The 26,149-nt window shown below is 64.9% G+C and carries 25 protein-coding genes and 1 tRNA gene; 18 read left to right on the forward strand and 8 right to left on the reverse strand.

The window, feature by feature from the left end:
* Window positions 1-2: 2 nt before the first annotated feature.
* Window positions 3-1,226 carry an efflux RND transporter periplasmic adaptor subunit gene (locus AC1D02_RS18425; RefSeq protein ID WP_477319509.1) on the reverse strand — a complete coding sequence of 408 codons (1,224 nt, stop codon included), beginning with the start codon at window positions 1,224-1,226 and terminating at the stop codon, window positions 3-5.
* Between the two features lie 352 nt (window positions 1,227-1,578).
* Here AC1D02_RS18425 and AC1D02_RS18430 point away from each other — a divergent pair, with 352 nt between their 5' ends.
* Window positions 1,579-3,735, forward strand: coding sequence for a putative bifunctional diguanylate cyclase/phosphodiesterase (locus AC1D02_RS18430; protein ID WP_477319511.1), 2,157 nt, complete (start codon window positions 1,579-1,581; stop codon window positions 3,733-3,735).
* Here the strand turns inward: AC1D02_RS18430 and AC1D02_RS18435 are convergent.
* Window positions 3,716-4,690 carry an endonuclease/exonuclease/phosphatase family protein gene (locus AC1D02_RS18435; RefSeq protein WP_477319513.1) on the reverse strand — a complete coding sequence of 325 codons (975 nt, stop codon included), beginning with the start codon at window positions 4,688-4,690 and terminating at the stop codon, window positions 3,716-3,718. The genes AC1D02_RS18430 and AC1D02_RS18435 overlap by 20 nt on opposite strands.
* Window positions 4,691-4,728: 38 nt before the next feature.
* On the opposite strand from AC1D02_RS18435, the gene AC1D02_RS18440 reads away from it, so the two are divergent.
* The 6 genes from AC1D02_RS18440 (at window position 4,729) to AC1D02_RS18465 (ending at window position 9,768) form a co-directional block, all read left to right on the forward strand.
* Window positions 4,729-5,220, forward strand: a complete 492-nt coding sequence (locus AC1D02_RS18440) for an aminoacyl-tRNA deacylase (RefSeq protein WP_477319515.1) — start codon at window positions 4,729-4,731, stop codon at window positions 5,218-5,220.
* A 77-nt stretch (window positions 5,221-5,297) separates the two neighbouring features.
* Entirely contained in the window at window positions 5,298-5,924 is a 627-nt protein-coding gene (gene plsY, locus AC1D02_RS18445) for a glycerol-3-phosphate 1-O-acyltransferase PlsY (protein WP_477319517.1), read from the forward strand.
* Between the two features lie 114 nt (window positions 5,925-6,038).
* Window positions 6,039-6,680 (forward strand): DsbA family oxidoreductase, encoded by a 642-nt coding sequence (locus tag AC1D02_RS18450; protein ID WP_477319519.1) that lies wholly within the window; start codon window positions 6,039-6,041, stop codon window positions 6,678-6,680.
* A gap of 140 nt (window positions 6,681-6,820) precedes the next feature.
* The gene (locus tag AC1D02_RS18455; RefSeq protein WP_477319521.1) at window positions 6,821-8,059 is read left to right on the forward strand and encodes a CmpA/NrtA family ABC transporter substrate-binding protein; all 1,239 of its coding nucleotides are present in this window, start codon (window positions 6,821-6,823) and stop codon (window positions 8,057-8,059) included.
* A gap of 10 nt (window positions 8,060-8,069) precedes the next feature.
* Window positions 8,070-8,960, forward strand: a complete 891-nt coding sequence (ntrB, locus tag AC1D02_RS18460; RefSeq protein WP_477319523.1) for a nitrate ABC transporter permease — start codon at window positions 8,070-8,072, stop codon at window positions 8,958-8,960.
* A 1-nt stretch (window position 8,961) separates the two neighbouring features.
* Window positions 8,962-9,768: an ABC transporter ATP-binding protein gene (locus tag AC1D02_RS18465; protein WP_477319525.1), complete on the forward strand. Its 807-nt coding sequence runs from the start codon at window positions 8,962-8,964 to the stop codon at window positions 9,766-9,768.
* Between the two features lie 91 nt (window positions 9,769-9,859).
* On the opposite strand, the gene AC1D02_RS18470 is transcribed toward AC1D02_RS18465, so the two are convergent.
* The 5 genes from AC1D02_RS18470 to AC1D02_RS18490 all read right to left on the reverse strand — a co-directional run bounded on the left by AC1D02_RS18470 (window position 9,860) and on the right by AC1D02_RS18490 (window position 14,994).
* Complete coding sequence (locus tag AC1D02_RS18470) at window positions 9,860-10,705, reverse strand: endonuclease/exonuclease/phosphatase family protein (RefSeq protein ID WP_477319527.1); 846 nt, start codon at window positions 10,703-10,705, stop codon at window positions 9,860-9,862.
* Window positions 10,706-10,909: 204 nt separating this feature from the next.
* Window positions 10,910-11,950 carry a tRNA (adenosine(37)-N6)-threonylcarbamoyltransferase complex transferase subunit TsaD gene (gene tsaD, locus AC1D02_RS18475; RefSeq protein ID WP_477319529.1) on the reverse strand — a complete coding sequence of 347 codons (1,041 nt, stop codon included), beginning with the start codon at window positions 11,948-11,950 and terminating at the stop codon, window positions 10,910-10,912.
* A gap of 76 nt (window positions 11,951-12,026) precedes the next feature.
* Window positions 12,027-13,091 carry a 3-deoxy-7-phosphoheptulonate synthase gene (locus tag AC1D02_RS18480; protein WP_477319531.1) on the reverse strand — a complete coding sequence of 355 codons (1,065 nt, stop codon included), beginning with the start codon at window positions 13,089-13,091 and terminating at the stop codon, window positions 12,027-12,029.
* A gap of 170 nt (window positions 13,092-13,261) precedes the next feature.
* A complete protein-coding gene (locus AC1D02_RS18485; protein WP_477319533.1) occupies window positions 13,262-13,483 on the reverse strand; it encodes a hypothetical protein in 222 nt (73 codons plus the stop codon).
* Window positions 13,484-13,494: 11 nt separating this feature from the next.
* Window positions 13,495-14,994, reverse strand: coding sequence for a DUF4331 domain-containing protein (locus AC1D02_RS18490; protein WP_477319535.1), 1,500 nt, complete (start codon window positions 14,992-14,994; stop codon window positions 13,495-13,497).
* An 87-nt stretch (window positions 14,995-15,081) separates the two neighbouring features.
* Between AC1D02_RS18490 and ybiB the strand changes: the two genes are divergently transcribed.
* The 8 genes from ybiB (at window position 15,082) to AC1D02_RS18530 (ending at window position 23,812) form a co-directional block, all read left to right on the forward strand.
* Complete coding sequence (gene ybiB, locus AC1D02_RS18495) at window positions 15,082-16,077, forward strand: DNA-binding protein YbiB (RefSeq protein ID WP_477319537.1); 996 nt, start codon at window positions 15,082-15,084, stop codon at window positions 16,075-16,077.
* Window positions 16,058-16,843: a uroporphyrinogen-III C-methyltransferase gene (gene cobA / locus AC1D02_RS18500; RefSeq protein WP_477319539.1), complete on the forward strand. Its 786-nt coding sequence runs from the start codon at window positions 16,058-16,060 to the stop codon at window positions 16,841-16,843. Before ybiB ends, cobA begins: the two co-directional genes overlap by 20 nt.
* Before the next feature lie 112 nt (window positions 16,844-16,955).
* Window positions 16,956-18,167, forward strand: a complete 1,212-nt coding sequence (locus tag AC1D02_RS18505) for a BaiN/RdsA family NAD(P)/FAD-dependent oxidoreductase (RefSeq protein WP_477319541.1) — start codon at window positions 16,956-16,958, stop codon at window positions 18,165-18,167.
* Window positions 18,168-18,274: 107 nt separating this feature from the next.
* Window positions 18,275-18,487, forward strand: a complete 213-nt coding sequence (rpsU, locus tag AC1D02_RS18510; RefSeq protein ID WP_008451879.1) for a 30S ribosomal protein S21 — start codon at window positions 18,275-18,277, stop codon at window positions 18,485-18,487.
* 122 nt (window positions 18,488-18,609) lie between these two features.
* Complete coding sequence (locus tag AC1D02_RS18515; protein WP_477319545.1) at window positions 18,610-19,059, forward strand: GatB/YqeY domain-containing protein; 450 nt, start codon at window positions 18,610-18,612, stop codon at window positions 19,057-19,059.
* Window positions 19,060-19,190: 131 nt separating this feature from the next.
* Window positions 19,191-20,987, forward strand: coding sequence for a DNA primase (gene dnaG / locus AC1D02_RS18520; protein WP_477319547.1), 1,797 nt, complete (start codon window positions 19,191-19,193; stop codon window positions 20,985-20,987).
* 428 nt (window positions 20,988-21,415) lie between these two features.
* Window positions 21,416-23,632, forward strand: a complete 2,217-nt coding sequence (gene rpoD, locus AC1D02_RS18525) for an RNA polymerase sigma factor RpoD (protein ID WP_477319549.1) — start codon at window positions 21,416-21,418, stop codon at window positions 23,630-23,632.
* A gap of 101 nt (window positions 23,633-23,733) precedes the next feature.
* A tRNA-Ile gene (locus AC1D02_RS18530) sits at window positions 23,734-23,812 on the forward strand.
* Between the two features lie 66 nt (window positions 23,813-23,878).
* Here AC1D02_RS18530 and maiA read toward each other — a convergent pair.
* Window positions 23,879-24,541 carry a maleylacetoacetate isomerase gene (gene maiA, locus AC1D02_RS18535; protein WP_477319551.1) on the reverse strand — a complete coding sequence of 221 codons (663 nt, stop codon included), beginning with the start codon at window positions 24,539-24,541 and terminating at the stop codon, window positions 23,879-23,881.
* 115 nt (window positions 24,542-24,656) lie between these two features.
* Between maiA and AC1D02_RS18540 the strand changes: the two genes are divergently transcribed.
* The 3 genes from AC1D02_RS18540 (at window position 24,657) to AC1D02_RS18550 (ending at window position 26,137) form a co-directional block, all read left to right on the forward strand.
* Window positions 24,657-25,229: a TetR/AcrR family transcriptional regulator gene (locus AC1D02_RS18540; protein WP_477319756.1), complete on the forward strand. Its 573-nt coding sequence runs from the start codon at window positions 24,657-24,659 to the stop codon at window positions 25,227-25,229.
* 11 nt (window positions 25,230-25,240) lie between these two features.
* Window positions 25,241-25,942 carry an alpha/beta fold hydrolase gene (locus tag AC1D02_RS18545; protein ID WP_477319553.1) on the forward strand — a complete coding sequence of 234 codons (702 nt, stop codon included), beginning with the start codon at window positions 25,241-25,243 and terminating at the stop codon, window positions 25,940-25,942.
* Window positions 25,943-26,014: 72 nt separating this feature from the next.
* Window positions 26,015-26,137 (forward strand): hypothetical protein, encoded by a 123-nt coding sequence (locus AC1D02_RS18550; protein WP_477319555.1) that lies wholly within the window; start codon window positions 26,015-26,017, stop codon window positions 26,135-26,137.
* Window positions 26,138-26,149 lie beyond the last annotated feature (12 nt).

Below are 26,149 nucleotides of genomic sequence, written 5' to 3' on the forward strand. Positions count from 1 at the left end.
GCTTACCCCTTGGCAGGAGCAGGGGCCGACGCGACCGGCGCGACGCCGATGCGCACCTTGCTGCCGGGCTTGACGCCGTCGAGCTTGGCGACGATCACGCTGGCGCCCTGGGCGAGCCCGCTGGTGACCTGCGCCATGCCCTCATCCTCGTTGCGCATGCCCACGGTGACAGGCTGCGCCAGCACCTTGTTGCCTTCGATCTTGTAGACCACCTGCTGGCCCTTGTCGGTGCGCAGCGCGGACAGCGGCACCAGCGGCGATGCGGCCGATTTCTCGGTGGTGATGGCGCCCTTGGCGAACATGCCGCCGCGCAGGGCGGCGTCGCTGTTGTCGACGGCGATGTAGACCACCATCGAACGCGAGCCGGCTTCGGCGGTCGGGCTGATGCGCGCCACCTTGCCGGCGAAATCGCGCTGCGCGTAGCCGTCGACCTTGAAGCGCACCTCCTGGCCGACCTTAATGCGCGGCACCTCGGACGCCGGCACCTGCGCGTCGAGCGTGAGGTGGCGCAGGTTGACGATGGTGAAGGCCGGCATGTCCGGCGCCAGCTTCTCGCCGGCCTGCACGTGGCGCTTGCTGACCACGCCGGCCATCGGCGCGCGGATCACGGTGTCGGCAAGCGCGATGCGCGCCAGGTCCAGCTGCGCCTTGGCGGCGTTCAGCGACGCCTGCGCCAGCTCGACGCTGTTCTGCGTGGTGTCGTAGGAATTCTGCGAGATGTAGTTCTGCTTGAGCAGCGCCTGGCTGTTGGCGTTGTTTTTCTTCGCCAGCGACAGGCGCGCGCTGGCTTCGTCGTAGGCGGCCTGCTGCTGCGCCACGCGGGCGCGCTGGTCGGCCGCGTCGAGGCGGGCGATCACCTGGCCGGCGGCAACATTCATGCCTTCCTGCACCGACGTTTCCAGCACCACGCCCGACACCTTGGACTTGACGGTGGCCTGGTCGACCGGGGCGAGCGAGCCCGACAGCGGCAGGTTCACGCGGAGTTCGCGCGCCTCGACCTGGGCCACGTCGGCCTTCGACAGCTCGTAGACGTCGACCTTCGGCTCGCCCTTGTCGCCGCCGGCCTGGGCCGTCTTGGCGGGCGCGGCGCCGGCCTTCGATTTCTGCATGTAGGCCCAGCCGCCGCCGGCCAGCAACAGGATCAGCAGGGCGGCGACCGGCTTTTTCCAGCGCCGTGGACGGGTGGTGGGATGGGGTTGCGCCAGCGGCAGGGTTTCGATTTTCATGGCGGGTTCTTCGCTTGTGGAGTTGTTGTTAGCGCGTTGCGGGGAATCGGGGGCGCTTGTGCTCCGCCTTGTCGGATGAGGTGGAGCCCCTTGCGCATGTTGGCACTATAGAAAAACACAAGTGGCTCTGCCATCGGAATGCGACAGGTGGTGCATTCCGCGCGCTGAAGTGCAGATAACACCGATGAAGCGCTGAATTTCCTTAGCGAAATGACTATGCATATGCCGGCGTCAAAACCGGGGACCAGGCGTCCCCGTCGCTCCGCCGGAGCTGACCCCCTTTGCGCATGCACAAGGGCCAACTGTCGAGTCGGTCCCAGAATGGGGGGCGGATATTTTTTGGGGGCGTTCAGTGGATGACGAAATGCATGCGCCGGAGCGGGACGACGCTTTCGGGAGTCAGGACCACGCCGCGCTCGAGCTGTTGTTCCGCTTCGTCGCCGCGGTCGAGAAATCCCCCAATTTCGGCGACAAGCTGCGTGCCCGCACCAGTTTCCGCGAACTGTTCGAGCGCTCGACCGACGCCATCGTGATGCTGCGCGGGAACGACATCGTCGACGCCAACCCGGCCGCGCTGTCGATGTTCGATTGCGCCGCGCGCGGCGACATGGTGGGCCGCACCTTGCTGGAGTTCTCGCCGCCCGACCAGCATTCCGGCGAGCCGTCGGCCCGGCGCGCGGCCGACCTCGTGGCGCGCGCATTCGACGACGGCAACCAGCGCTTCGAATGGCTGTACCGCACCGCCAGCGGCCAGGAGTTCTGGGCCGAAGTGGTACTGACGTCGGTGTCGCTCGACCACGAGCGGCTGGCCTACGCGGTGATCCGCGACATCTCGCAGCGCAAGTCGAGCGAGCGCTCGCTGGCGATGGCCGCGCAGGTGTTCGAGAACTGCCGCGACGCGATCCTGATCCTCGACGCGGCCAGCTGCGTGGTGGCGGTCAACCAAGCCTATTCCGACATCAGCGGCTTCGCGCCGGCCGCGGTGATCGGCCGCCACGTGCCCAGCCTGCGCGCCGGCGTGCACGAGCCGGCGTTCTACCAGCACATCTGGGACTACGTGGAGGACCACGACCACTGGGAAGGCGAGATGTTCGCCGCGCGCGCCAACGGCGAGGTGTATCCAGTGCGGGTGGCGCTGACGGCGATCCGCAACGCCGACGGCGCCATCACCAGCTACATGGCGATCCTCTCCGACATCACCGGCCGCAAGCAGGTCGAGGAGCACACGCGCCACCTGGCCGAACACGATTTCCTGACCGACCTGCCGAACCGCGTGCTGTTCCTCGACCGCCTGCAGCAGGCCATCGCCACGGCGCGGCGCCAGCACACCAAGGCCGCCGTGATGTTCCTCGACCTGGACCGCTTCAAGGTGATCAACGACACCCACGGCCACCAGACCGGCGACCTGGTGCTCAAGGAAGTGGCGGGGCGGCTGGTGCGCTGCGTGCGCGGCGTCGACACGGTCAGCCGCCAGGGCGGCGACGAGTTCGTCGTGATCCTGGCCGACATCCGCGGCGCCGAGCAGGCCGCGCACGTGGCGGGCAGCGTGATGCACGCGGTGGCGCAGCCGATGGCGGTCGGCGGGCACGAGGTCACGCTGTCGGTCTCGATCGGCATCAGCATCTGCCCCAGCGACGGCGACGACGTCGAGACCCTGCTCAAGCACGCCGACGTGGCGATGTACCACGCCAAGCAGAACGGCCGGAACGCCTTCCAGTTCTTCAGCCCCGAGATGAACGCGCACGTGGTCGAACGGGTGGAGATGGAGAACCAGCTGCGCCACGCGCTGGCGCACGACGAATTCCTGCTCGAGTACCAGCCCGAGATCGACATCGCCAGCGGCCGCACCATCGGCGTCGAGGCGCTGATCCGCTGGGTCCATCCCCAGCGCGGCCTGCTCGCGCCCGACCAGTTCATTCCGATCGCCGAGGCGTCCGGCCTGATCGTGCCGATCGGCGAATGGGTGCTGCGCGAGGCCTGCGCCCGAGCGCGCGCATGGCGCGACCAGGGACATCCGGTGGTGGTCGCGGTGAACCTGTCGAACGTTCAGTTCATCCACCACAAGCTGCTCGATTTTGTCGACAGCGCGCTGGCGGCGTCGGGACTGGAAGCGCGCTTCCTCGACCTGGAAATCACCGAGAGCATGATCATGAACGGCGACGGCGCCACCATCGCCACCGTCGAAGCGCTGAACCAGAGGGGCGTGCAGCTGACCGTCGACGACTTCGGCACCGGCTGCTCAGGACTGTCGACCTTGCGCCGCTACCGGCTGTCGCGCCTGAAGATCGACCGCTCGTTCATCGACGACATCATGGGCGAGCCGGACGACGCGGCGATCGTCCCGGCCATCATCGCCGTGGCGCGCAGCCTGAAGCTGCGGGTGGCGGCGGAGGGCGTCGAAACCGAGGAGCAGCTGCGCTTCCTGCGCCAGCACGGCTGCGACGAGTACCAGGGCTTCTATGCCAGCGAAGCCAGCAGCGACCCGGACCTCACGCGCCGGCGTCCATGAGGCGGTCGGCGACGTCGAACAGGCGGATGCGCGCCAGCACCTGGCCGTGGTCCGACGCCTCCGGCAATCCCAGCACCAGGTGGTCGTTCAGGTAGGTCACGTCGACCACTTCGCCGATCGCGTTCGGCAGCGCCGGGTTGAATTCCTCCGACACTAATATATGGTCGATCGTGGTGTACAGGCCGTCGTGCATGCTGGAGAAGCCGACGTGGCGCGCGCCGTTGCCGCTGCGCTGCAGCTGGCAGGCGTCGAACAGGCGCTCGCCGAGCGGGGCGCCGGCGCCGATCACGATGCCGGTGGTGACCGCCTCGGCCACGTCGTTGAAGTCGCCCAGCACGATGCGCGGACGGCGCGTCTCGTGCGCCAGGTTGCTCAGCAAGACCCGCAGCGCCACCGCCTCGGTGCCGCGCCGGATCAGCGAGCGCAGGCAGGCCAGCGCGTACAGCTGCGCGTCCTCGCTGCTGTCGCCGGTGCGGTAGTCCGGGCGCTTCGATTTCAGGTGCACCACCACCACGTCGATCGTCACGTCGGGCGAGGCGATCACCTGCGCGTGCACCACGGGCCGCGCGAAGCGGTCGGCGTCGCGGCTGCCAGGCGGCATGGCGACGCCGTCGGGGAAGTGCGGATACTCGACGCCGGCGCTGGCCAGCGGCAGGCGCGACACCAGCGCCACGCTCGGCGTCAGGCGCTCGGCCTCCGGATCGGGATCGAAGCCGACGTGGATCGCGTCGCGGTATTTGGTGGTGCGCGACAGGGCCAGCTTCAGGGCCGCCTGCGAGAAGATCTCCTGGAAGCCGATCACGTCGGCGTCGAGCAGGTCGATCTGGCGCGCGGTCCAGTTGATCTTGGCCTCGAATTCCTGCTCGGAATGCGGCACCAGGTTGTCGTACAGTTTGGCGCCGGCCGGGGCCAGGTTCAGGAGGTTAAAGGTGGCAAAGCGTATTTCCTGCTGCATAATAAGAAACTCCACATTGAACGAACAGCGTATCACGCATGGCCAGGAAAGAGCATATCTCAGAAACTCCCGCGACCCAGTTCCTGCGCAAGCAGCAGGTCGCGTTCAGCGAACATCCGTACGCCTATGAGGAGAAGGGTGGCACGTCGGTGTCGGCGCGCGAGCTCGGCGTCGACGAGCACGCTGTCGTCAAGACGCTGGTGATGCAGGACGAGGCGGCGCGCCCGCTGATCGTGCTGATGCATGGCGACCGCAAGGTGTCGACCAAGAACCTGGCACGTGCGATTCCCTGCAAATCGGTCGAGCCGTGCAAGCCCGACGTGGCGCAGCGCCATTCCGGCTACCAGATCGGCGGCACCTCGCCGTTCGGCACGCGCAAGCCGCTGCCGGTGTACGTCGAGGAAAGCATCCTGGCGCTGCCGACCATCTATATCAACGGCGGCCGGCGCGGCTATCTGGTCGGGCTGGACCCGAAGCTGCTGCCGGCGCTGCTGGGCGCGAAAAGCGTCAACTGCGCGCTGGAAGACTGATTTCGCCGGCCGGCGCCGATGGTGTATATTCACGAGCCGGCGCCTGATTGCCGGCTTGATAACAATAGAGAGAAACGATGAACACCCTGATTTTTGTGATTGCCGCCTACCTGATCGGCTCGATTTCGTTCGCGGTGGTGATGAGCCGCGTGTTCGGCCTGTCCGACCCGCGCACCTACGGCTCGAAGAACCCGGGCGCCACCAACGTGCTGCGCAGCGGGAACAAGAAGGCGGCGATCGCCACCCTGATCGGCGACGCGCTCAAGGGCTGGTTCGCGGTGTGGCTGGCCGAGCGGCTGGCGGACCAATATGGCGTGACCGACGCCGGCATCGCGATGGTGGCGCTGGCCGTGTTCATCGGGCACCTGTGGCCGGTGTTCTTCCGCTTCGTCGGCGGCAAGGGCGTGGCGACGGCGCTGGGCGTGCTGTTCGGGCTGAATCCGTGGCTGGGGCTGGCGACCCTGGTGACCTGGCTGGTGATCGCGTATGCGTTCCGCTATTCGTCGCTGGCGGCGCTGATCGCGGCCTTGTTCGCGCCGTTCTACTATGGGCTGCTGTTCGGCGTGGACGAGAAGCTGTTTGCGGTGGTGATCATGAGCGGGATGCTGATTTGGCGTCACAGCAAGAACATCTCGAACCTGATTGCGGGCAAGGAAAGCAAGATCGGCGGCAGCAAGACGGCTCCTGCGCCTAAGAAGAAGTAGCTGGCGACAAGCCCGGGGTCAGGTCCGGCGGACCTGACCCCGGAAGCTGGGCCGCGGCTTGAAATCCACCACCTCGCTCCCATATAGCCTCCTTATTCATAGAAGGGGTGCATCATGAGCAAGGAAATGAGGATTGATTTTGTGTCGGACGTGTCGTGCCCCTGGTGCGTCATCGGCCTCAAGGCCCTCGAGCAGGCGATCGATAACGTTAGCACCCTGACCAACGCCACCATCCACTTCCAACCCTTCGAACTGAATCCGGCCATGCCGCCGGAGGGCCAGGACATCGGCGAGCACCTGGCCCAGAAGTATGGCGCCAGCGCCGAGCAGCGCGCCCAGACCAGCGAAATGATCCGCGCGCGCGGCGAGGAGCTCGGTTTCGAGTTCGGCGCCCGCGACCGCATCTACAACACCTTCGACGCGCACCGCCTGCTGCACTGGGCCGAGGCGCAGGGCAAGCAGCGCGACCTCAAGATGGCGCTGTTCTCGGCCTACTTCACCGCCGGCGAAAACCCAGGCTCGCACCAGGTGCTGGTGCGCCTGGCCGAACAGGTCGGCCTCGACCCGGTCGAAGCGTCGCGCATCCTGGCCACCGACACCTTCGCCGCAGAAGTGCGCGAAGCCGAGCAGTTCTTCCAGCGCGCCGGCATCAATTCGGTCCCGGCCATCATCATCAACCAGAAGCACCTGATCTCGGGCGGGCAGCCGCCGGAAGTGTTCGAGCGCGCTTTGCGCGACATCGCCGCGCAGGACTGAGCGCAATCAAGCGCGTTTTTGGTGCGCCGCACAACAACGGTGCCTGAAATACGCGCAATTCCCTGATATTCCCTCGTTGCGAGGCTGGCACGCCAATTGCTGAAGCATTGGTAACAACAGCCGACCACAACGAGGGAACGATGACCAACGACACCACCACCAGCCGGATCCGCCGCACCATCCTCAAGGCGGGCGCCGGCGCCACGCTGACCGGACTCGCCAGCGGCGGCGTCTGGGCCGCCGGCTCCGACAAGCCCGAAAAAGAAGAAGTGAAGATCGGCTTCATCCCGCTGACCGACTGCGCGTCGGTGGTGATGGCGTCGGTGCTCGGCTTCGACAAGAAGTACGGCATCAAGATCATCCCCAGCAAGGAATCGTCCTGGGCCAGCGTGCGCGACAAGCTGGTCAACGGCGAACTGGACGCCGCGCATGTGCTCTACGGCCTGATCTACGGCGTCCAGATGGGCATCGGCGGCGCCAGGAAGGACATGGCGATCCTGATGAACCTGAACCAGAACGGCCAGGCCATCACGCTGGCGAAGAAGGTGTCGGACAAGGGCGGGGTCGATGGCCCTTCGCTGGCCAAGCTGATGCAGACCGACAAGCGCGAATACTCGTTCGCCCAGACCTTCCCGACCGGCACCCACGCGATGTGGCTGTACTACTGGCTGGCGACCTACGGCATCAATCCGATGAAGGACGCCAAGGTGATCACGGTGCCGCCGCCGCAGATGGTGGCCAATATGCGGGTCGGGAACATGGACGGCTTCTGCGTCGGCGAGCCGTGGAACCACCGCGCCATCGTCGACAACGTCGGCATCACCGCGGCCACCACCCAGGACATCTGGCGCGACCATCCTGAGAAGACGCTGGGCACCACGGCCGACTGGGTCAAGGCGCATCCGAACACCGCGCGCGCCCTGGTCGCGGCGATCCTCGACGCCAGCAAGTGGATCGACGCGTCGCTGTCGAACAAGACCAAGATGGCCGAAACCATCGCCGACAAATCGTACGTGAACACCTCGGTGGACGTGATCAACCAGCGCATCCTCGGGCGCTACCAGAACGGCATGGGCAAGACCTGGGACGACCCGAACCACATGAAGTTCTACAACGACGGCGCGGTCAACTTCCCCTACCTGTCGGACGGGATGTGGTTCATGACCCAGCACAAGCGCTGGGGCCTGCTCAAGGGCGAGCCGGACTACCTGGCCACCGCCACCGCGGTCAACCAGGTCGCGCTGTACAAGGAGGCGGCCACGCTGGCCAAGGTCAGCGTGCCGAAGTCGCCGATGCGCAGCGCGAAGCTGATCGATGGGACGGTCTGGGACGGCAAGAACCCCAAGGCCTACGCCGATTCATTCAAGATCAAGGCCTGAGGAGAATCGCATGAGCGCAGTACTCGAATCCGTGGCGGCCCCCTTGCTGGCGGCCGTTCCCGACAAGCCTCGGCGCAGCGAGCGCCTGGCCAACCAGGGCGTGAAAATCGGCGGGCGCCCGCGCAGCGGAGCGTTCCTGCTGGCGGCGCTGCCGCCGGTGCTCGGGCTGGCGCTGCTGGTGCTGGTCTGGCAGATCATCTCGGTCAAGAACAGCACCTTCCCGTCGCCGGCCGTGACGTGGGACGAGGCGGTGAAGCTGTTCTCCGATCCGTTCTACAGCAAGGGGCCGAACGACCAGGGCATCGGCTGGAACATCCTGGCCTCGCTCAAGCGCGTGGCGATCGGTTTCGGCATGGCCGCGGCGGTCGGCATCCCGCTCGGCTTCGCGGTCGGGCGCTTCAAGTTCCTGGCGGGGATGTTCAATCCGATCATCAGCCTGCTGAAGCCTGTGTCGCCGCTGGCCTGGCTGCCGATCGGCCTGCTGGTGTTCAAGGCGGCGCATCCGGCGGCGATCTGGTCGATCTTCATTTGCTCGATCTGGCCGATGATCATCAACACCGCGGCCGGCGTGCAGCGCGTGCCGCAGGACTACCTAAACGTGGCGCGCGTGCTGAACCTGTCGGAGTGGAAGGTGTTCACCAGGATCCTGCTGCCGTCGGTGCTGCCGCACATGCTCACCGGCGTGCGCCTGGCGATCGGCACCGCGTGGCTGGTGATCGTCGCGGCCGAGATGCTGACCGGCGGCGTGGGCATCGGCTTCTGGGTGTGGGACGAGTGGAACAACCTGAACGTCCCGCACATCATCATCGCGATCGTCGTCATCGGCGTGGTCGGGCTGATCCTCGAGCAGGCGCTGGTGGCGCTGGCGAAGTCGTTCACTTATGAAGAAGCGAAGGCCTGACATGAAAACGCAAAAATTCATCGAAGTACAGCACGCGGAGATGCGCTTCGAAACGAAGAAGGGCAGCTTCCATGCGCTCGCCGACGTCAACCTGACGGTGGAGCAGGGCGAGTTCGTCACCTTGATCGGGCACTCGGGCTGCGGCAAGTCGACCTTGCTGAACCTGATCGCGGGACTGACCACCGCCACGGAGGGCGCCCTGATTTGCAACGGGCGCGAGATCGCCGGGCCGTCGCCGGAGCGCGGCGTGGTGTTCCAGAATCACTCGCTGCTGCCCTGGCTGACCTGCTTCGAGAACGTGTACCTGGCGGTGGAGCGGGTGTTCGGGACGAAGGAGACGACGGCGCAGCTGAAGGCGCGCACGCTCGATGCGCTGGCGCTGGTCGGGCTAGTGGCGGCGGCGACCAAGCGGCCGAACGAAATCTCGGGCGGCATGAAGCAGCGCGTGGGCATCGCGCGTGCGTTGTCGATGGAACCGAAGGTGTTGCTGATGGACGAGCCGTTCGGCGCCTTGGATGCGCTGACGCGCGCGCATTTGCAGGACGAGCTGCTTCGCATCGTCGCGCAGACCGGGTCGACGGTGGTGATGGTCACGCACGACGTGGATGAAGCGGTGCTGCTGTCGGACCGGATCGTGATGATGACGAACGGGCCGGCGGCGACGATCGGCGACATCGTGCAGGTGCGGCTGGCGCGGCCGCGCGACCGGGTGGCGCTGGCGCACGATCCGCTGTATATCGAGTATCGGACGCGGGTGCTGGAGTTCCTGTATCACCGCCAGGCGCGGCCTGCTAAGGAAGCCGCGTAGGTTTTTTTCCGGCGGCGGCGACAACCTCGGGGACTAGGCGTCCCCGTCGCTCCGCCGGACCTGACCCCAGACCTTGGTCCGCGGCGCTGAATCAGGTGAGGTCGAGCACGATCGGCTGGTGGTCAGACGCCGCCGTCTCCGACATCACTTCCATCGATGTGACGCGCGGCGCCAGGTCGTCCGTCACGAAGAAATAGTCGTAGGTATCGGGTTTCTCGGGCCAGTCGAAGCCGTGCAGTCCCGCCGTCGGCGCGTGCTTGGCGTTCGGATGCGTGGCGCTCCATGCATCGACCAGCGGCAGCGACGCGCCGCCGCCCGGCGCCAGCATGTCCTGGTACTCCGGCGAGCCGGGCGTCATGTTGAAGTCGCCGCAGTAGATGGCGGACCCGGGCCGGAAACCAAACTGGAACGGCGCGTCCAGGCTCGGGTCGGGCTGGAAGATATTCGCGCGCTCGCACGCTTCCCAATGCAGGTACTTGAGCTGGCTGACCTGCGCTGCGCGCTGCAGCTGCGAATAGTATTCGAGGTGGGTGGTCAGCACGCGTACCTTGCCGCCGGGCGCGTCGAGCACGGTTTCGATCAGGCCGCGCGGCATGCCGGCCGGGCTGCCGGGATCCGGCGGCCATGGCAGAAGATGGCGGTGCACCTGAGTCATGCGGTATTTGGAAAGCAGCAGGTTGCCGAACTGGCGCGGCAGGTTGTTCTGGTAAAGCTCACTGGTCGGCTCGATAACCGCGTGGTAGCCGCCGAAGGCGCCGGCCAGCTGGCGGAACTGGTTCGCGCTGGCGCTGCCTTGCAGTTCCGGGTGGTTCGACGCGACTTCCTGCAGGCAAATCACGTCGGCGTTCAGCTTGCGCAGCACGTCGATGATCGCGTGGATCCGGATCCGGCCATCCCTGCCGCATCCCCAGTGAATATTCCAGCTTACAACCCGCATTGTGCCCACCATCGGAAAACCTCAACCCGAAGATCTTGCCATTTTTTGGCGGGCGACGAGAACACCGTAGGATATCGTTACACTTTGTAAGTGTTTGATTGGAAAGACAACTTCGCAACACCAGCCGGTCGTCCTGGGCATGCAGGAACCCATGCCGACTATGCTCAGACTGAGTATGGGCTCCTGCCTTCGCAGGAGCGACGGTCAGATCTCGCGGATCTCGTCGAGGGCCCAGCGCGGGCGGACGTTGAACGAGTAGTCCTTCTTCGCCGCGTCCGGATTGATCTGCAGGCGCATCGCGCCGGCGAACGCGATCATCGCGCCGTTATCGGTGCAGAACTCGAGCTCCGGGTAGAACACCTTGAACTTCTTCTTGTCGGCCGCCGCATTGAGCGAGGCACGCAGCTGCGAGTTGGCGCCGACGCCGCCGGCGATCACCAGGCGCTTGAGGCCCGTGTGCTTGATCGCGCTGACGCATTTCGCGGTCAGCACGTCGACGATCGCATCGACGAAGCCGCGCGCGATGTCGGCCTTGTCCTGTTCGCAGATGTTGGCGATGACTTTCTCTTCGTGGTTCTTCACCACCGTCAGCACCGCGGTCTTCAGGCCGGAAAAGCTGAAGTTGAAGTCCTTCGAGTGCAGCATCGGGCGCGGAAGCTTGTAGGCAGTGGGGTCGCCGAATTCGGCCAGGCGCGAAATCGCCGGGCCGCCGGGATAGCCGAGGCCGAGCAGCTTGGCAGATTTGTCGAACGCTTCGCCGGCCGCGTCGTCGAGCGTTTCGCCGAGCAGCGTGTACTGGCCGACGCCGTCGACGCGCATCAGCTGCGTGTGGCCGCCCGAGACCAGCAGCGCGATGAACGGGAAGGCCGGTGGCTCGGACGCGAGCAGCGGCGAGAGCAGGTGGCCTTCGAGGTGATGCACGCCGATCACCGGCTTGTCGGTGGCAAGGCCAAGCGCACAGGCGATCGAAGAGCCGACCAGCAGCGCGCCGGCCAGGCCGGGGCCCTGGGTGTACGCGATGGCGTCGATGTCGTTCAGGGTGATGCCGGCGCCGTCGAGCGTGCGCTGCAGCAGCGGGATGGCGCGGCGGATGTGGTCGCGCGAGGCCAGTTCGGGCACCACGCCGCCGTATTCTTCGTGCATCGCCACCTGCGAGTGGAGCGCGTGGGACAGCAGGCCGCGTTGCGTGTCGTACAACGCAAGGCCGGTTTCATCGCAGGAGGATTCGACGCCGAGAACAATCATGGGAGCTGCTGACAGAGGGGGAATCCGCCATTGTAAAGCAGATGGGGTCAGGTCCGCCGGACCAGACCCCGTTGTTTCACGGCCGCTGGAGCAGTTCGGCGTGGGCGGCGCGCAGCATCGCTTCCGTCGAGTCCCAGTCGATGCAGCCGTCCGTGACCGAGCAGCCGTACTTCAGCTGCGACAGGTCGGCCGGGATCTTCTGGTTGCCGCCGACGATGTTCGATTCGATCATCACGCCGACCAGCGACTTGTTCCCGTGGCGGATCTGCTGCACCACGTCGGACATCACCAGCGGCTGCAGCTCGGGCTTCTTGTAGCTGTTGGCGTGCGAGCAGTCGACCACCAGGTTGGCCGGCAACCCGGCCTTGGCCAGCGCCTGCTCGGCGATCGCCACCGACACCGAGTCGTAATTCGGCCGGCCGTCGCCGCCGCGCAGCACCACGTGGCCGTAGGCGTTGCCGCTGGTGCGCACGATCGAAACGTTGCCTTCGCCGTTGATACCGAGGAAGGAGTGCGGATGCGCCGACGACAGAATGGCGTTGACGGCGATGCTGATGTCGCCGTCGGTGCCGTTCTTGAAGCCGACCGGCGTCGACAGGCCCGAGGACATTTCGCGGTGCGTCTGCGATTCTGTGGTGCGCGCGCCGATCGCGGTCCAGGCGATCAGGTCGCCCAGGTACTGCGGCGAGATCGGGTCGAGCGCCTCGGTGGCGGTGGGCAGGCCCATTTCGCACACGTCCAGCAGGAACTGGCGCGCCTTCTCCATGCCGACATTGACGCGGAACGAGTCGTCCATGTCCGGGTCGTTGATGTAGCCCTTCCAGCCGGTGGTGGTGCGCGGTTTTTCGAAGTACACGCGCATCACCAGCAGCATGGTGTCGGCCACTTCGGCCTGGAGCTTTTTCAGGCGCGCGGCGTAATCGAGGCCGGCCACCGGATCGTGGATCGAGCACGGGCCGACCACCACGAACAGGCGCTTGTCCTTGCGGTCGATGATGTTGCGCAGCGCCTCGCGGCCCTGCATGACGGTGGTGCGCGCCTTGTCGGTGAGCGGGAGTTTGCCGTGCAGCTCGACCGGCGATGGCATCCGCGCGAACGAGCTGACGTTGGTATTTTCGATATCCGGGAGAGGGAGGGTCATGACGCTGCTTTTCTGCTGATTTGGGTTGCAAGCAGTGTAGCGTCATTTTCGCGCGGTTGCAGGCGGCACTTCAAAATGGGATCTGGTCCTGCGGACCTGACACCATCGTTCATGCGGCGGCGACCACGACGGGGTCAGGTTCGCAGGACCAGACCCCAGCCCCGGCTTCGTTACATCGTTTCGGGATCGCTGGCGTCGGGCGACGTCGGCGTCACCTGATCGACCTCATTGGCGTCCGACTCTTCCGAGCTGGTAGAAACCACGCCGCTGACAAGCGCGAAGAAGGCGTCGATTTGCGGCTCGGCCGGCGCCGGCGGCAGTTCCACGCGGCCGCTTCCGCTGCCGCCGCAGCCCGCCAGCAGCACGGCGATGATCAAGCTGAGTTTTTTCATGATGCTCTCCTTTACTGTTGCGGCGACCCCGGCAGCGGCGTGCGCAGGTAGGGGAAGGCGCCGTCGAACGAGCTCTGGTCGAGGAAGGCGCCGTCGGTGAAGCGGATCATCCCCGCCGGCGCATCGGCCGGCCCGCAGCCGATGTTGAGTGTGCACAGTTTGCCCATCACCACGCGCAGCGAGATGTCGACCACGTCGTCGCCCGGCCGCCGGCCGTTCGGGTAGCCGGCATTGTCGCCGCCGATCACGCCGAGCCGCCCCTGCTGGCCCGCCGCGGTCGGCTCGATCGATGTGTTCAGCCGCAGCATCTCGGCCGGCGTCACCGACTTCGGCTGGTTCAGGCCCGGGATGCCGGTGAGGAAGGTGGCGACCAGGTCGGCGCGCGGGAAGTTGGTCGGCGCCTTCGCCCCCGCCGCGCCGAACAGGACTTCGACCAGCGCCGGCAAGGTCGGGTTGGTGACGTAGTCGGCAAACTGGGCGTCGTTCCGCGGCTTGCTGGCGTTGAAGCGGTCCTTGTCCTTCAGGCCGATGACGACTTCGTTCACCAGCGGCATGCCGAGGCGCGACACCTGCACCCACGCGCCGCCTTCGAGCGAGACGTCGGTGTTCGAGCGCGGGAAGGGGTTGAGCAGGCGCCCCTGGCGCAGGCTGGAGGTGGTCCAGCCGCCGATCACCGGCTCGCCGGCCGTGGCCAGGCAGTCGGTCGGGATTTCCATTTCGATCGAGGTGATGTTCTTGTCGGCCAGGTCGTCCTTGGTGGCGCGTTCGGCGTTGGGGTCGAACTCGACCGCGGGGGCCTTGATGTTGATGAGGTCGAACGTCTCGCCGAGGTTGACGGCGAACGATTCCTTGCGCTGGCCAATGAACAGCCGCGCCGGCGCCGCGCAGCCGGGGATGTTGACGTTGTAGATGTGCTTGGCGGCGTAGCCGGCGTAGTCGGGAATCGACTTGTTGCCGATGTTGTCGATCGGCTTGTCGAAAGTGGCGCCGCCGCCGTCGGCATTGGTGACGGCCGCGCGCGTGCCCCGGCGGCGGTCGCCGCGCACCACGGTGACGGTGTAGGTTTCGCGCACATTGATGCCGGCCGGGTTGACGCTGTCGATCGGGCCGCCGTTGTTGACCAGCGGGATCGACACCTGCTTGCCGCTCACGGCGAACCTGGCGTCCTTGTTGGTGTTCCTGAAGCGGAATTGGAAGGTCAGGTCTTCCCTGGCGTCGCCGTTGTTGTCGAAGTGGATTTCGTACAGCGCCTCCGGATCCAGCGCGAAGAAGTTCGGGCCGCCGTAGACGTCCTGCAGCGGCACGTAGTTGGCGATGACCGTGGTGTAGGCGCCGCGCCCCGGGGCGTAGCTGCGGAACAGGTAGAAATCGGTGGCGTCCGACTTTGGCGCGCGCGTGATGAAGGGCGCCTCGCGGTGGCTGGACGCCGTCGCCGACGGCGCCAGGCCGAGCGCGAGCAGGTTGCCGACCACTAGTGCGCCGATGCATGCCCGTCGTCTGATGTGTTTCATGTTGGTCTCCTCGAGTTGGATGGGGCGTATGTGGTTAGATTCGGGTTTCGGCAAAAGATTTTCTCGTCTCGGTGTAAGCTTGGGCCTATGAATACATCGCAAGAAAATCTCGCCGCGGCGCGCTTCATCAAGGAAATCGGCCGTGGCCGGAAGGGTGCGCGCAGCATGACGCGCGAGGACGCGAAGATGCTGTACGGCGCCATGCTCGATGGCCGCGTGTCCGACCTGGAGATGGGCGGCATCATGCTGGCGATGCGCATCAAGGGCGAGTCGGTCGAGGAGATCGCCGGCTTCCTCGATGCGGCCGAGGAGTCGTTCGCGCTGCTGCCGGCGCCGCCGGGCGCGTACGCGCCGGTGCTGATCCCAAGCTACAACGGCGCGCGCAAGATGGCGAACCTGACGCCGCTGCTGGCGATGCTGCTGGCGCGCGAGGGCGTGCCGGTGCTGGTGCACGGCGTCACGCGCGATCCGGGCCGCGTCACCACCGCCGAAATCATGCAGGCGATGGGCTTGCCGCTGGCCGCCAGCCTGGCCGACGCGCAGGCGGCGCGGGCGCTGGGTCAGCCGGCCTTCATGCCGATCGAGACGCTGGCGCCGAAGATGGCGCACCTGCTGTCGCTGCGCCGCATCCTCGGCGTGCGCAATTCGACCCACACGCTGGTGAAGGTCCTGCAGCCCTACCAGGGGCCGGCGCTGCGGCTGGTGTCGTACACGCACCCCGAATACCTGGAGATGTTGGGCGAGTACTTCTCAACGGCGGCGCCGGTCGCGCGCGGTGACGCTTTCCTGATGCGCGGCACCGAGGGCGAGACGGTGGCCAATGCGAATCGCGCGAATCAGATCGACTGGTTCCATGGCGAGAAACGCACCATTTTGGTGCAAAAAGACGCGCCGACGGACGATTTGGCGCAGATGCCGCCCGAACGCGATGCGGCCACCACGGCCGCATGGATCGCCCGTGCCCTGCGCGGCGAGGAGTCGGTGCCGCCGTCGATCCTCGAGCAAGTGGCACAGTGTTTGCTAGTTTCAAACGCATTACAGGCGAACACGGGCGGCGGCGATCATGGAGAACTCGACAGGTAAGGTGTGGCTGGTGGGGGCGGGGCCGGGCGATCCGGAATTGCTGACCCTCAAGGCGGTGCGCGCGATCGCAAGCGCCGACGTGCTGCTGGTGGACGACCTGGTCAATCCGGCGATCCTCGAACATGCTCGCGCCGCGGCGCGCATCGTCCATGTCGGCAAGCGCGGCGGCTGCAAATCGACGCCGCAGGAATTCATCGAGCGCCTGATGGTGGCCGAAGCGAAGGCCGGCAAGAACGTGGTGCGGCTCAAGGGCGGCGACCCGTTCGTGTTCGGGCGCGGTGGCGAGGAGCGCGCGACGCTTGTTGAGGCCGGTGTGCAGGTGGAGGTGGTCAACGGCATCAGCAGCGGGTTGGCGGCGCCGTCGGCGATCGGCGTGCCGCTGACGCACCGCGACTGGAGTTCGGGCGCGATTTTTGTGACCGGGCACGAACGGCAGGATGAAGCCGGCGCCGCGCGCACGCCGGACTGGGCGCTGCTGGCGCAGACCGGGCTGACGCTGGTGATATATATGGGCGTGGCGCGCTGCCGGCAGATCCAGGCGGCGCTGCTGGCGGGCGGCAAGGCGGCGTCGACGCCGGTGGCGGTGATTCAGTCGGCGACCGGGGACGGACAGGCGCATCTGCTGACCACATTGGGCGCGCTGGCGGGCGACCTGGCGCTGTCCGGGCTGGGCAGCCCCAGCATCATCGTCGTCGGCGATGTGGTCCGCTGCGCCGATATTCCACCTCAGCACGGGTTCCAGCCTTCGCTGGAACGACAGGCGTAATGGTTGTCGTTCCAGCGCAGGCTGGAACCCTTGCTGAGCAAGCATTTGCCATCGAATTACGCCCCCGCGGTTTACAATGCCGGTTTAGTTCTAAGCGGAATCGGCAGCAACCATGGCAAAACAATATGATGTAGCAGTGATCGGCGCCGGCGCCGCCGGCATGATGTGCGCGGCGGTCGCCGCCAGCAACGGCAAGCGCGTGGTGCTGATCGACCACGCCGCCAAGCTGGCCGAGAAAATCCGCATCTCCGGCGGCGGCCGCTGCAACTTCACCAACGTCAACGCCGGCCCGGCCAATTTCCTGTCCGCCAATCCGCACTTCGCGAAAAGCGCCTTGTCGCGCTACACGCCGTCCGATTTCCTCGCGCTGGTCAAGAAGCATCGCATCGCTTTCCACGAGAAGCACCGCGGCCAGCTGTTCTGCAACGACTCCGCCGAGCAGATCATCGAGATGCTGAAAACCGAGTGCGCCGACGGCGGCGTCACCTGGCGCATGCCGACCAAGGTCGAGTCGCTGGAGAAAATGGACGACGGCTTCCTGCTCGCCACCGACACCGGCGACATCCTGGCCGACGCCGTGGTCATCGCCACCGGCGGCCTGTCGATCCCAAAGATTGGCGCGAGCGATTTCGGCTACCGCATCGCCGAGCAGTTCGGCCTGGCGGTGGTCGAGACGCGTCCAGGCCTGGTGCCGCTGACCTTCGACGGCCCGGCCTGGGAGGCGTTCGCGCCGCTGGCCGGCATCGCGCTGGAAGTCGAAGTGGAAACCGGCTCCGGCAAGGGCAAGGGCGCGGTGAAAGGCAAGTTCCGCGAAGACCTGCTGTTCACCCACCGCGGCCTGTCCGGCCCGGCCATCCTGCAGATTTCCAGTTACTGGCAGCCGGGCACGCCGATCGTGCTGAACCTGCTGCCGGACGTCGACGTCGCCGCGGAACTCATCGAAGGCAAGGGCACTCTAAAGAAACAGATGGGCAACCTGGTGTCGCAGTGGCTGCCGGCGCGCCTGGCCGACAGCCTGCTGGCGGCGTGCGACATCGCGGCCGACGCGCGCCTGGCCGACATGCAGGACGCCAAGCTGCGCAAGCTGGGCGACGCGATCAACCGCTGGGCGATCGTGCCGACCGGCTCGGAAGGCTACCGCAAGGCCGAGGTGACGCTGGGCGGCATCGACACGCGCGAGCTGTCGCAGCAGACCATGATGGCGAACAAGGTGCCGGGCCTGTATTTCATCGGCGAAGCGGTCGACGTGACGGGCTGGCTGGGCGGCTACAACTTCCAGTGGGCATGGGCCTCCGCCCAGGCGGCCGGACTGGCGCTGGCGTAGGGAAACGCTGTGGCGATCTCGAAACAGGATGGTGAAAAGCTTCCATTGCTCGGCAAACGATGCTAGAATCTCGTTCTTCCCCTAACATCTAACGGTTTGATTTTTACATGACCACTATTCGCCTTAAAGAAAACGAGCCGTTTGAAGTCGCAATGCGTCGCTTCAAGCGCACCATTGAAAAAACTGGTCTGCTGACCGAACTGCGCGCACGCGAGTTCTACGAAAAGCCAACGGCTGAGCGCAAGCGCAAGCTGGCAGCTGCTGTGAAGCGCCACTACAAGCGCATCCGCAGCCAGCAACTGCCTAAGAAATTATTCTAAGATTGCTAGTCCAGTGATCCGCGACGGCAAGTCTGTCGGGGTCATGGCCTGATGCATCGCAGACCCGCTCCGGTTCTACCGCAGCGGGTTTTGCCTTTTATATTCACCAAAAAGAGGACGCCATGGGCTTGAAAGACCAAATCACCGAAGACATGAAAACGGCGATGCGCGCGAAAGACGCGGGCAAGCTGGGCACGATCCGCCTGATCATCGCCGAAATCAAGCGCAAGGAAGTCGACGAGCGCATCGAGGTGAGCGACGAGCAGACGCTGGCGATCATCGAAAAGATGATCAAGCAGCGCAAGGATTCGATCAGCCAGTTCGAAGCGGGCGGCCGCGCCGACCTGGCCGATATCGAGAAGGCCGAGCTGGTCGTGCTGGCGGCGTACATGCCGGCCGGGCTGTCGGAAGAAGAGATCAGCGCGGCCGTGGCGGAGGCGGTGGCTGCCTCGGGCGCGGCCGGTCCGCAGGACATGGGCAAAGTAATGGCCATCATCAAGCCGAAGATGCCGAAGGGCACCGACATGGGCCTCGTGTCGACCTTGATCAAGAAGGCGCTCACCGGCGCGTAAACGGGCATGGGTCAGGTCCGCCGGACCTGACCCAGGGTTTGTCGCCGGCGTGTGGGTCTTGTCGAAAATCAACCTGACCCGGCGTTGGCGGTATAGTCTGACCTTAGACAAAGACTGCTCGCTCATCCAACGTGATTCCACAAACATTCATCACCGATTTGCTGAACCGTGTCGACATCGTCGACGTGGTGGGCCGTTACGTCCAGCTGAAAAAGGGCGGCGCCAATTACATGGGCCTGTGCCCGTTCCACAACGAAAAGTCCCCCAGCTTCACGGTCAGCCCGACCAAGCAGTTCTACCACTGCTTCGGCTGCGGCGCGCACGGCACCTCGATCGGCTTCATGATCGAGTACTCGGGCATGGGCTTCATCGACGCGGTGAAGGACTTGGCCCAGGGCGTCGGCATGGTGGTGCCGGACAACGACGACAAGATCCCGCCGGCCCAGCGCGCGGCCGCCGCGGCGCAGTCGCTGGCGCTGACCGACGCGATGACCCAGGCCTGCGACTTCTACCGCGCCCAGCTGCGCGGCGCCGACAACGCCATCGCCTATTTAAAGAACCGCGGCCTGACCGGCGAAGTGGCGGCGCGCTTCGGCATGGGCTACGCGCCTTCCGGCTGGGACAACCTGAAAGCCGTGTTCCCCGACTACGACGCGCTGGCGCTGGTGGAATCTGGCCTGGTGATCGACAAGGTCGACGAGGACGGCGGCAACAAGAAGCGCTACGACCGTTTCCGCGAGCGCATCATGTTCCCGATCCGCAACACCAAAGGCCAGGTGATCGGCTTCGGCGGCCGCGTGCTCGACCAGGGCGAGCCGAAATATCTGAATTCGCCTGAAACGCCGCTGTTCCAGAAGGGCCTCGAGCTGTACGGCCTATTCGAGGCGCGCCAGGCGATCCGCGACGCCGGCTATGTGCTGGTGACGGAGGGCTACATGGACGTCGTCGCGCTGGCCCAACTCGGCTTCCCGCAAGCGGTCGCCACGCTCGGCACCGCCTGCACCTCGACGCACGTGCAGAAACTGTTGCGCCAAACCGACACCGTGATCTTCAGTTTCGACGGCGACCGGGCCGGCCGCAAAGCCGCGCGACGCGCGCTCGAGGCCTGCCTGCCGCAGGTGACCGACAACAAGACCATCAAGTTCCTGTTCCTGCCGCAAGAACACGATCCTGACAGCTTCGTGCGCGAGCGCGGCTTCGAGGCGTTCGAGCAGGAGATCCACGAAGCGATGCCATTGTCGCAATTCCTGATCCGCGAGGCGTCGGGCGATCACGACCTGAACACGCCGGAAGGGCGGGCGCGGGCGCAGTTCGACGCCAAGCCGCTGCTGCAGGCGATGACGCCGTCCTCGCTGCGCCTGCAGATCGTGCGCGGCCTCGCCAGCATCACGCAGTCAACCCCGGCGGAGATCGAAGCGTTGTTCGAACTGGCAAAGCCGGTGTCGGTGGCCAGGCGGGCGCCGCCGAAGCAGGGCCGGCCGCAGCCGGTCGGGCTGGAGTTGCAGATACTGCGCATTTTGGTGGCGCATCCGCCGCTGTGCCTGGAGCTGGACGAGTCCGCGCTGCAATGTTTCGATCACTTCGGCGCCGAATCGGCCGAGCGGCTGCGCCAGCTGGTCGAGGCGGGCCGGGCGCTGGGGCCGAACGGCGGATTCGCCGCGTTGTCGCAGCATTTGCATGAAACGAGCGTCGAGTACGACAGCCTGATCGCCGAGATTGCATCGGAGCCGGAATCGGATGTCGACGCGGTGAAATTGTGGCTTGCGGGCGCCGTGCGCCAGATCAAGATGGATGCATTAAAACAGGAGCTTAGCCAGTTGTTTTCTTCCGGCCTGACCTCAGATCAGATGGGCGTGCGCTACCGGGAAATCACGGCGATGCAGGACCAGCTGATGCGCGAAGATGTCGCGGATAAGACACCACGGTAAACGCTTAAAGTTGCTACAGTACAAGGGGCGGCGGTCACTGGAAAAAGTTGGGGTGCGTGCTATAATAAAACGATAAGTATTGTGTCTTAGGAAACGATTTCATCGACCTCAAGGCGGCAAGCTTATTGGACATGAGGCTCTTGATCGGCGCGCAAGCGGACGCCGGCGGCAGGGCCAGCTATGGCGGCAGACGCAGTCTGCCGGCGCCATAGGTCTACGCCCCCAACCGTCGGTGCTTCAATGACATGCCGCAAACCAGGCGGCGCCGGTCGTGCCTGCAGATGATGTAAAGGTGTAAGAGTGCAGTAGTGCCAGGTTGGCCTGCGGGGCTGGCCGGGAGACGGAGGCCCGCAAGGGCGGCAACAAACTTTATCTTAGTCGTTGTGACATCGAAAGCGCCTGTGCCAACCAAGAAACCCGAACCCAAAGTGGCTGAAAAGCCAGCGAAAACGTCCGCCAAGGCGGACAAAGCGCAAGACAAGGCCGAAGCCCGAGTCCCGAGCACCACGCCTGTCGTCAGCCAGACCACCGACGCCGCCGCGCTGGCCGCGATCGACACGTCCGGCTATGTCCTGCCGTCGGTCAAGGTGCCGGGCCGGCGCGGGCGCAAGCCGAAGGAATTCCAGCCGGAAAACGACGAAGTCGCCGCCCTCAACGCGGTCGAGCGCGCCGAACTGAAGGCGGTCGACAAGGCCAAGGCCAAGGACCGCAAGGCCAAGGAAAAGGCGCTGCTGAAGGATGCCTTCTCGTCGGACACCGAAGCGTCCGAGGAAGAGCTCGAGAAGCGCCGCAACAAGCTCAAGACGCTGATCAAGTTCGGCAAGGAGCGCGGCTTCCTCACTTACGCCGAGATCAACGACCATCTCCCCGAGAACATCGTCGATCCGGAAGCAATTGAAGGCATCATCGGCACCTTCAACGACATGGGCATCGCCGTCTACGAGCACGCGCCGGACGCCGAGTCCCTGCTGCTGACCGACAACGTTGCAACCGTCACCAGCGACGACGAAGCCGAAGCGGCCGCCGAAGCGGCGCTGTCGACCGTCGACTCCGACTTCGGCCGCACCACCGACCCCGTGCGCATGTACATGCGCGAGATGGGCTCGGTCGAGCTGCTGACGCGCGAGGGCGAGATCGAAATCGCCAAGCGCATCGAAGACGGCCTGAAAGACATGATCCAGGCGATTTCGGCCTGTCCGGTGACCATTGCCGAGATCATTTCGGCCGCGATTCGCATCCAGAACGACGAGACCAAGATCGACGAGATCGTCGACGGCATGGTCGACGAAAACGAAGGCGTGGCCCCGCCGCCGGCGCCTGCCGCGTCGTCCGATGACGACGAGGAAGAGGAAGAAGGCGAAGAGGGCGAAGCGGAGGAAGAAGAAGACAACAGCGCCGGTGGCGCCGCGGGCTTCTCGGCCGAGCAGCTGGAAGCGCTGAAAGCGTCGGCGATGGAGAAGTTCGAGACCATCTCGGTGCAGTTCGACAAGATGCGCAAAGCATTCGAAAAGGACGGCTACAACTCGAAGGCCTACGTCAAGGCGCAGGAAACCATTTCCAACGAGCTGCTGGGCATCCGTTTCACGGCGAAGGTCGTCGAGAAGCTGTGCGACACCTTGCGCGGCCAGGTGGACGAAGTGCGCCACATCGAAAAGCAGATCCTCGACGTCGCGGTGAACAAGTGCGGCATGCCGCGCGCTCACTTCATCAAGGTCTTCCCGGGCAACGAAACCAACCTGGAATGGGTGGACGGCGAAGTCAACGCGGGGCATGCGTACAGCGCCATCCTGGGCCGCAACATCCCGACCATCAAGGAACTGCAGCAGCGCCTGATCGACCTGCAGGCGCGCGTGGTGCTGCCGCTGCCGGACCTGCGCAACATCAACCGCCAGATGGCGGCCGGCGAAATGAAGGCGCGCAAGGCCAAGCGCGAAATGACCGAGGCCAACTTGCGCCTGGTGATTTCGATCGCCAAGAAGTACACCAACCGCGGCCTGCAATTCCTCGACCTGATCCAGGAAGGCAACATCGGCCTGATGAAGGCGGTGGACAAGTTCGAGTATCGCCGCGGCTACAAGTTCTCGACCTATGCGACGTGGTGGATTCGCCAGGCGATCACGCGTTCGATCGCCGACCAGGCGCGCACCATCCGGATTCCGGTGCACATGATCGAGACGATCAACAAGATGAATCGGATCTCGCGTCAGATCCTGCAGGAGACCGGCGCCGAGCCGGATCCGGCGACGCTGGCGATCAAGATGGAAATGCCGGAAGATAAGATCCGGAAGATCATGAAGATCGCGAAAGAGCCGATCTCGATGGAAACGCCGATTGGCGACGATGACGACTCCCACCTGGGCGACTTCATCGAAGACAACAACACGCTGGCGCCGTCGGATGCCGCCTTGCATGCGTCGATGCGCGGGGTGGTTAAGGATGTGCTCGATTCGCTGACGCCGCGCGAGGCCAAGGTGCTGCGCATGCGCTTCGGCATCGAGATGTCGACCGACCACACGCTGGAAGAAGTGGGCAAGCAGTTCGACGTCACGCGCGAGCGCATCCGCCAGATCGAGGCGAAAGCGCTGCGCAAGCTGCGTCATCCGTCGCGTTCCGACAAGCTGAAGAGCTTCCTCGAAGGAAACTAAGGCTTGACGGGCCGAGGGCAAAAGCAATATCCTCTCGCCACTTCGTTCCGGCGCTGTCCGGACGGTGGCGAGTTCTCAGCAACTCCCGCCGCACCGATTTAGGGCCTCTAGCTCATGCTTGGTTAGAGCAGCGGACTCATAATCCGTTGGTGCCGTGTTCGACTCACGGGAGGCCCACCATATAAAATAAGGGCTTGGCTCGATTCAGCAAGTCCGAACAAGTAGGCTGAAGGGTCGAACTGTCCGTCAAGCCGGCGCGCCTGCCTGCCGGCTCGGCGCAGCCGCAGCGAACGCCGGATGGGCGTCGCAGGCCGCCATGATGCGGTCGATCGTCGGCGTATCCGAAATCGTAATCTTAAAAATCCTCACCATTTCCACAATACTGGACAGACAGATGTCGGCCATCGTCGGCGTGTCGCCATGACAAAACATGCCTGTCTGCGGCTCGGCGGCCAGACGTTGCTCGAGGGCGGCCAAGCCGGTCCCGAACCACTGGATTTGCCATGCGCGCCAAGCCGTGTCGTCCATTCCAGCAGCGGCAGTCAAGTATTTCTTGACGCGCGGCGTGATCAGCGGGTGCGTATCCGCAGCGAGCATCGAGGCGATCGAGCGGACGCGGGCACGTCCATGCAAGTCGTGAGGCAGCAATGGCGGCGCTGGCTGGAATTCGTCCAGAAATTCCAGGATTGCCAGCGACTGTGTCAGCGGCGCATGTCCGGTCTCAACTAAGGCCGGAATCGCGCCAAGTGGATTGATCTTCAAAAATTGCTCGTCGCGCTGCTCGCCGGCATCGAGATTGACGATCCGTTCGTTCGCCGTCAGCCCCTTTAGATTGAGGGCGACGCGAACCCGGTAGGTAGCCGACGTGCGCCAGTAAGCATACAGTTCGAACGTGGATTGCGTGGTCATGGCTGATTCCCTTTGAGGTCAAACGTACATGTGGACTAATTGATCTATAATTATAACCATGTCCAGACTTATACGCCAATCAGCACACAGCACCACGCCACCGAGCTCTCCAGTGATGGGGCGGCCACGTCAATTCGTGCCTGCCGAAGCACTCAGGGATGCGCTGGAGGTGTTTTGGGAAAAAGGGTACCAGGCAACCTCGCTCGACGATCTGACCGCTGCCATGCACTTGAGCCGGTCGAGTTTTTATGCCTGCTTCGGTTCCAAACACGCCGTGATGATGGCTGCTGTCGAGCTCTACGCCGACGAGTTATTTGCCAGGCTCGAGACCATGGCGTCGTCCATGCCCGTCGTCGAGGCCGTCCACGCCGTACTGGCGGCGATTGCCGAAGTCGATGCCGGCCACCGTGGCTGTTTCTTTGTCAATAGCGTGACGGAACTTGCACCGCACGACGAGGCACTGGCGGCCTTCGCTCTGCGCCACGTCGCCCGCACCGGCGCGCTGGTCGTCGGCTTGCTCGAGCGGGCCGGATTTACCCCGGCGCTGGCGCAATCGCGCGCCGCTGCGTTGCTGGCGCTGGCGATCGGCACCATCACGCTGCGCAAAGCCGGCCTGCCGGTACCGGAGCTACTGACCATATTGCGCCAGGCGCAACTGCTGCTTGCCGATACCACGTCTTCTACTTAACGGAGCCACCCATGTCACTACGCCTGCCTACTGTGTTCATTCCCGCCTTGCTGTGCGACGAAATGCTGTACCGAGATGTGATCGCCGCGCTCGGCGACGTGATCGAACCACAAGTCTTGATGTCGCCACAAGCGAATTTGGCCGACAGCGCCGCCGATATTCTTGCGCGCGCGCCGAATACGTTTGCGCTGGTCGGCACCTCATACGGCGCCAACTTAGCGCTTGCAATTGCCCTCGCCGCGCCGGAACGTGTTTCCTCGCTCTGGCTGTTGGGCTGCGACGCCAGCGCCCCGGCCGCCGGCGGGCCCGATCTTGCCGCCGGACTCGAAGCGACGCCAGACGCGATCGTCGAATTCTTGGCAGGAATCGTCGTACGCCCGGCTGATCACGCAGCAAGTGCCGCCTTCAAAGCCATGGCGCACCGCGTCGGCGCGCCGGCTGGCGCGGCGCAGGCGCGTGCGCTGGCCAGCCGGGACGATATCTGGTCCAGGCTGGGCGAGTTGCGCATGCCGGCGCTGATCCTGACGGGTGACGAAGATCCGATAGCGCCACCGGGGTGCGGGCAGCAGCTGGCGCAAGCGATGCCGCATGCGCGCTTTGAACTGATGTCGCAATGCGGTCACTTGCCGACGCTGGAGCAGCCGGCGCGGGCGGCCGCGCTGTTCCACGCTTTTCTCGGCGAGGACGAACCGCATCCGCATCCCGCCAGATAGGCGAAAGCGGAACCCGGATTCGCAATTCGTTACCTGTTCGATTCACGCTGCAAAGCACAAGCGGAATACGCCATGAATACAATCACGACCCAGGACGGCACGCCCAGCTTCTTCATCGAGCGCGGCGCCGCCACCATCATGATTGGTAGATTGTCTGCTGTACGTGCGCGCTGCACGTTTTTCGTGCATCATTGACCAGTTTGGTGG

Source organism: Massilia sp. P1_C10 (assembly GCF_056406475.1).

Excerpts from the sequence above, each read along its gene's own strand:
- AC1D02_RS18435 (WP_477319513.1), bottom strand. The coding sequence starts at position 4,690 with ATGCAGCAGGAAATACGCTTTGCCACCTTTAACCTCCTGAACCTGGCC.
- AC1D02_RS18450 (WP_477319519.1), top strand. The coding sequence starts at position 6,039 with ATGAGCAAGGAAATGAGGATTGATTTTGTGTCGGACGTGTCGTGCCCC.
- AC1D02_RS18550 (WP_477319555.1), top strand. The coding sequence starts at position 26,015 with ATGAATACAATCACGACCCAGGACGGCACGCCCAGCTTCTTCATCGAG.
- plsY (WP_477319517.1), top strand. The coding sequence starts at position 5,298 with ATGAACACCCTGATTTTTGTGATTGCCGCCTACCTGATCGGCTCGATT.
- tsaD (WP_477319529.1), bottom strand. The coding sequence starts at position 11,950 with ATGATTGTTCTCGGCGTCGAATCCTCCTGCGATGAAACCGGCCTTGCG.
- AC1D02_RS18440 (WP_477319515.1), top strand. The coding sequence starts at position 4,729 with ATGGCCAGGAAAGAGCATATCTCAGAAACTCCCGCGACCCAGTTCCTG.
- rpsU (WP_008451879.1), top strand. The coding sequence starts at position 18,275 with ATGACCACTATTCGCCTTAAAGAAAACGAGCCGTTTGAAGTCGCAATG.
- AC1D02_RS18465 (WP_477319525.1), top strand. The coding sequence starts at position 8,962 with ATGAAAACGCAAAAATTCATCGAAGTACAGCACGCGGAGATGCGCTTC.
- AC1D02_RS18540 (WP_477319756.1), top strand. The coding sequence starts at position 24,657 with ATGGGGCGGCCACGTCAATTCGTGCCTGCCGAAGCACTCAGGGATGCG.
- AC1D02_RS18515 (WP_477319545.1), top strand. The coding sequence starts at position 18,610 with ATGGGCTTGAAAGACCAAATCACCGAAGACATGAAAACGGCGATGCGC.
- ybiB (WP_477319537.1), top strand. The coding sequence starts at position 15,082 with ATGAATACATCGCAAGAAAATCTCGCCGCGGCGCGCTTCATCAAGGAA.
- AC1D02_RS18455 (WP_477319521.1), top strand. The coding sequence starts at position 6,821 with ATGACCAACGACACCACCACCAGCCGGATCCGCCGCACCATCCTCAAG.
- AC1D02_RS18480 (WP_477319531.1), bottom strand. The coding sequence starts at position 13,091 with ATGACCCTCCCTCTCCCGGATATCGAAAATACCAACGTCAGCTCGTTC.
- AC1D02_RS18490 (WP_477319535.1), bottom strand. The coding sequence starts at position 14,994 with ATGAAACACATCAGACGACGGGCATGCATCGGCGCACTAGTGGTCGGC.
- AC1D02_RS18470 (WP_477319527.1), bottom strand. The coding sequence starts at position 10,705 with ATGCGGGTTGTAAGCTGGAATATTCACTGGGGATGCGGCAGGGATGGC.
- AC1D02_RS18425 (WP_477319509.1), bottom strand. The coding sequence starts at position 1,226 with ATGAAAATCGAAACCCTGCCGCTGGCGCAACCCCATCCCACCACCCGT.
- maiA (WP_477319551.1), bottom strand. The coding sequence starts at position 24,541 with ATGACCACGCAATCCACGTTCGAACTGTATGCTTACTGGCGCACGTCG.
- cobA (WP_477319539.1), top strand. The coding sequence starts at position 16,058 with ATGGAGAACTCGACAGGTAAGGTGTGGCTGGTGGGGGCGGGGCCGGGC.
- AC1D02_RS18505 (WP_477319541.1), top strand. The coding sequence starts at position 16,956 with ATGGCAAAACAATATGATGTAGCAGTGATCGGCGCCGGCGCCGCCGGC.
- ntrB (WP_477319523.1), top strand. The coding sequence starts at position 8,070 with ATGAGCGCAGTACTCGAATCCGTGGCGGCCCCCTTGCTGGCGGCCGTT.
- AC1D02_RS18485 (WP_477319533.1), bottom strand. The coding sequence starts at position 13,483 with ATGAAAAAACTCAGCTTGATCATCGCCGTGCTGCTGGCGGGCTGCGGC.
- AC1D02_RS18545 (WP_477319553.1), top strand. The coding sequence starts at position 25,241 with ATGTCACTACGCCTGCCTACTGTGTTCATTCCCGCCTTGCTGTGCGAC.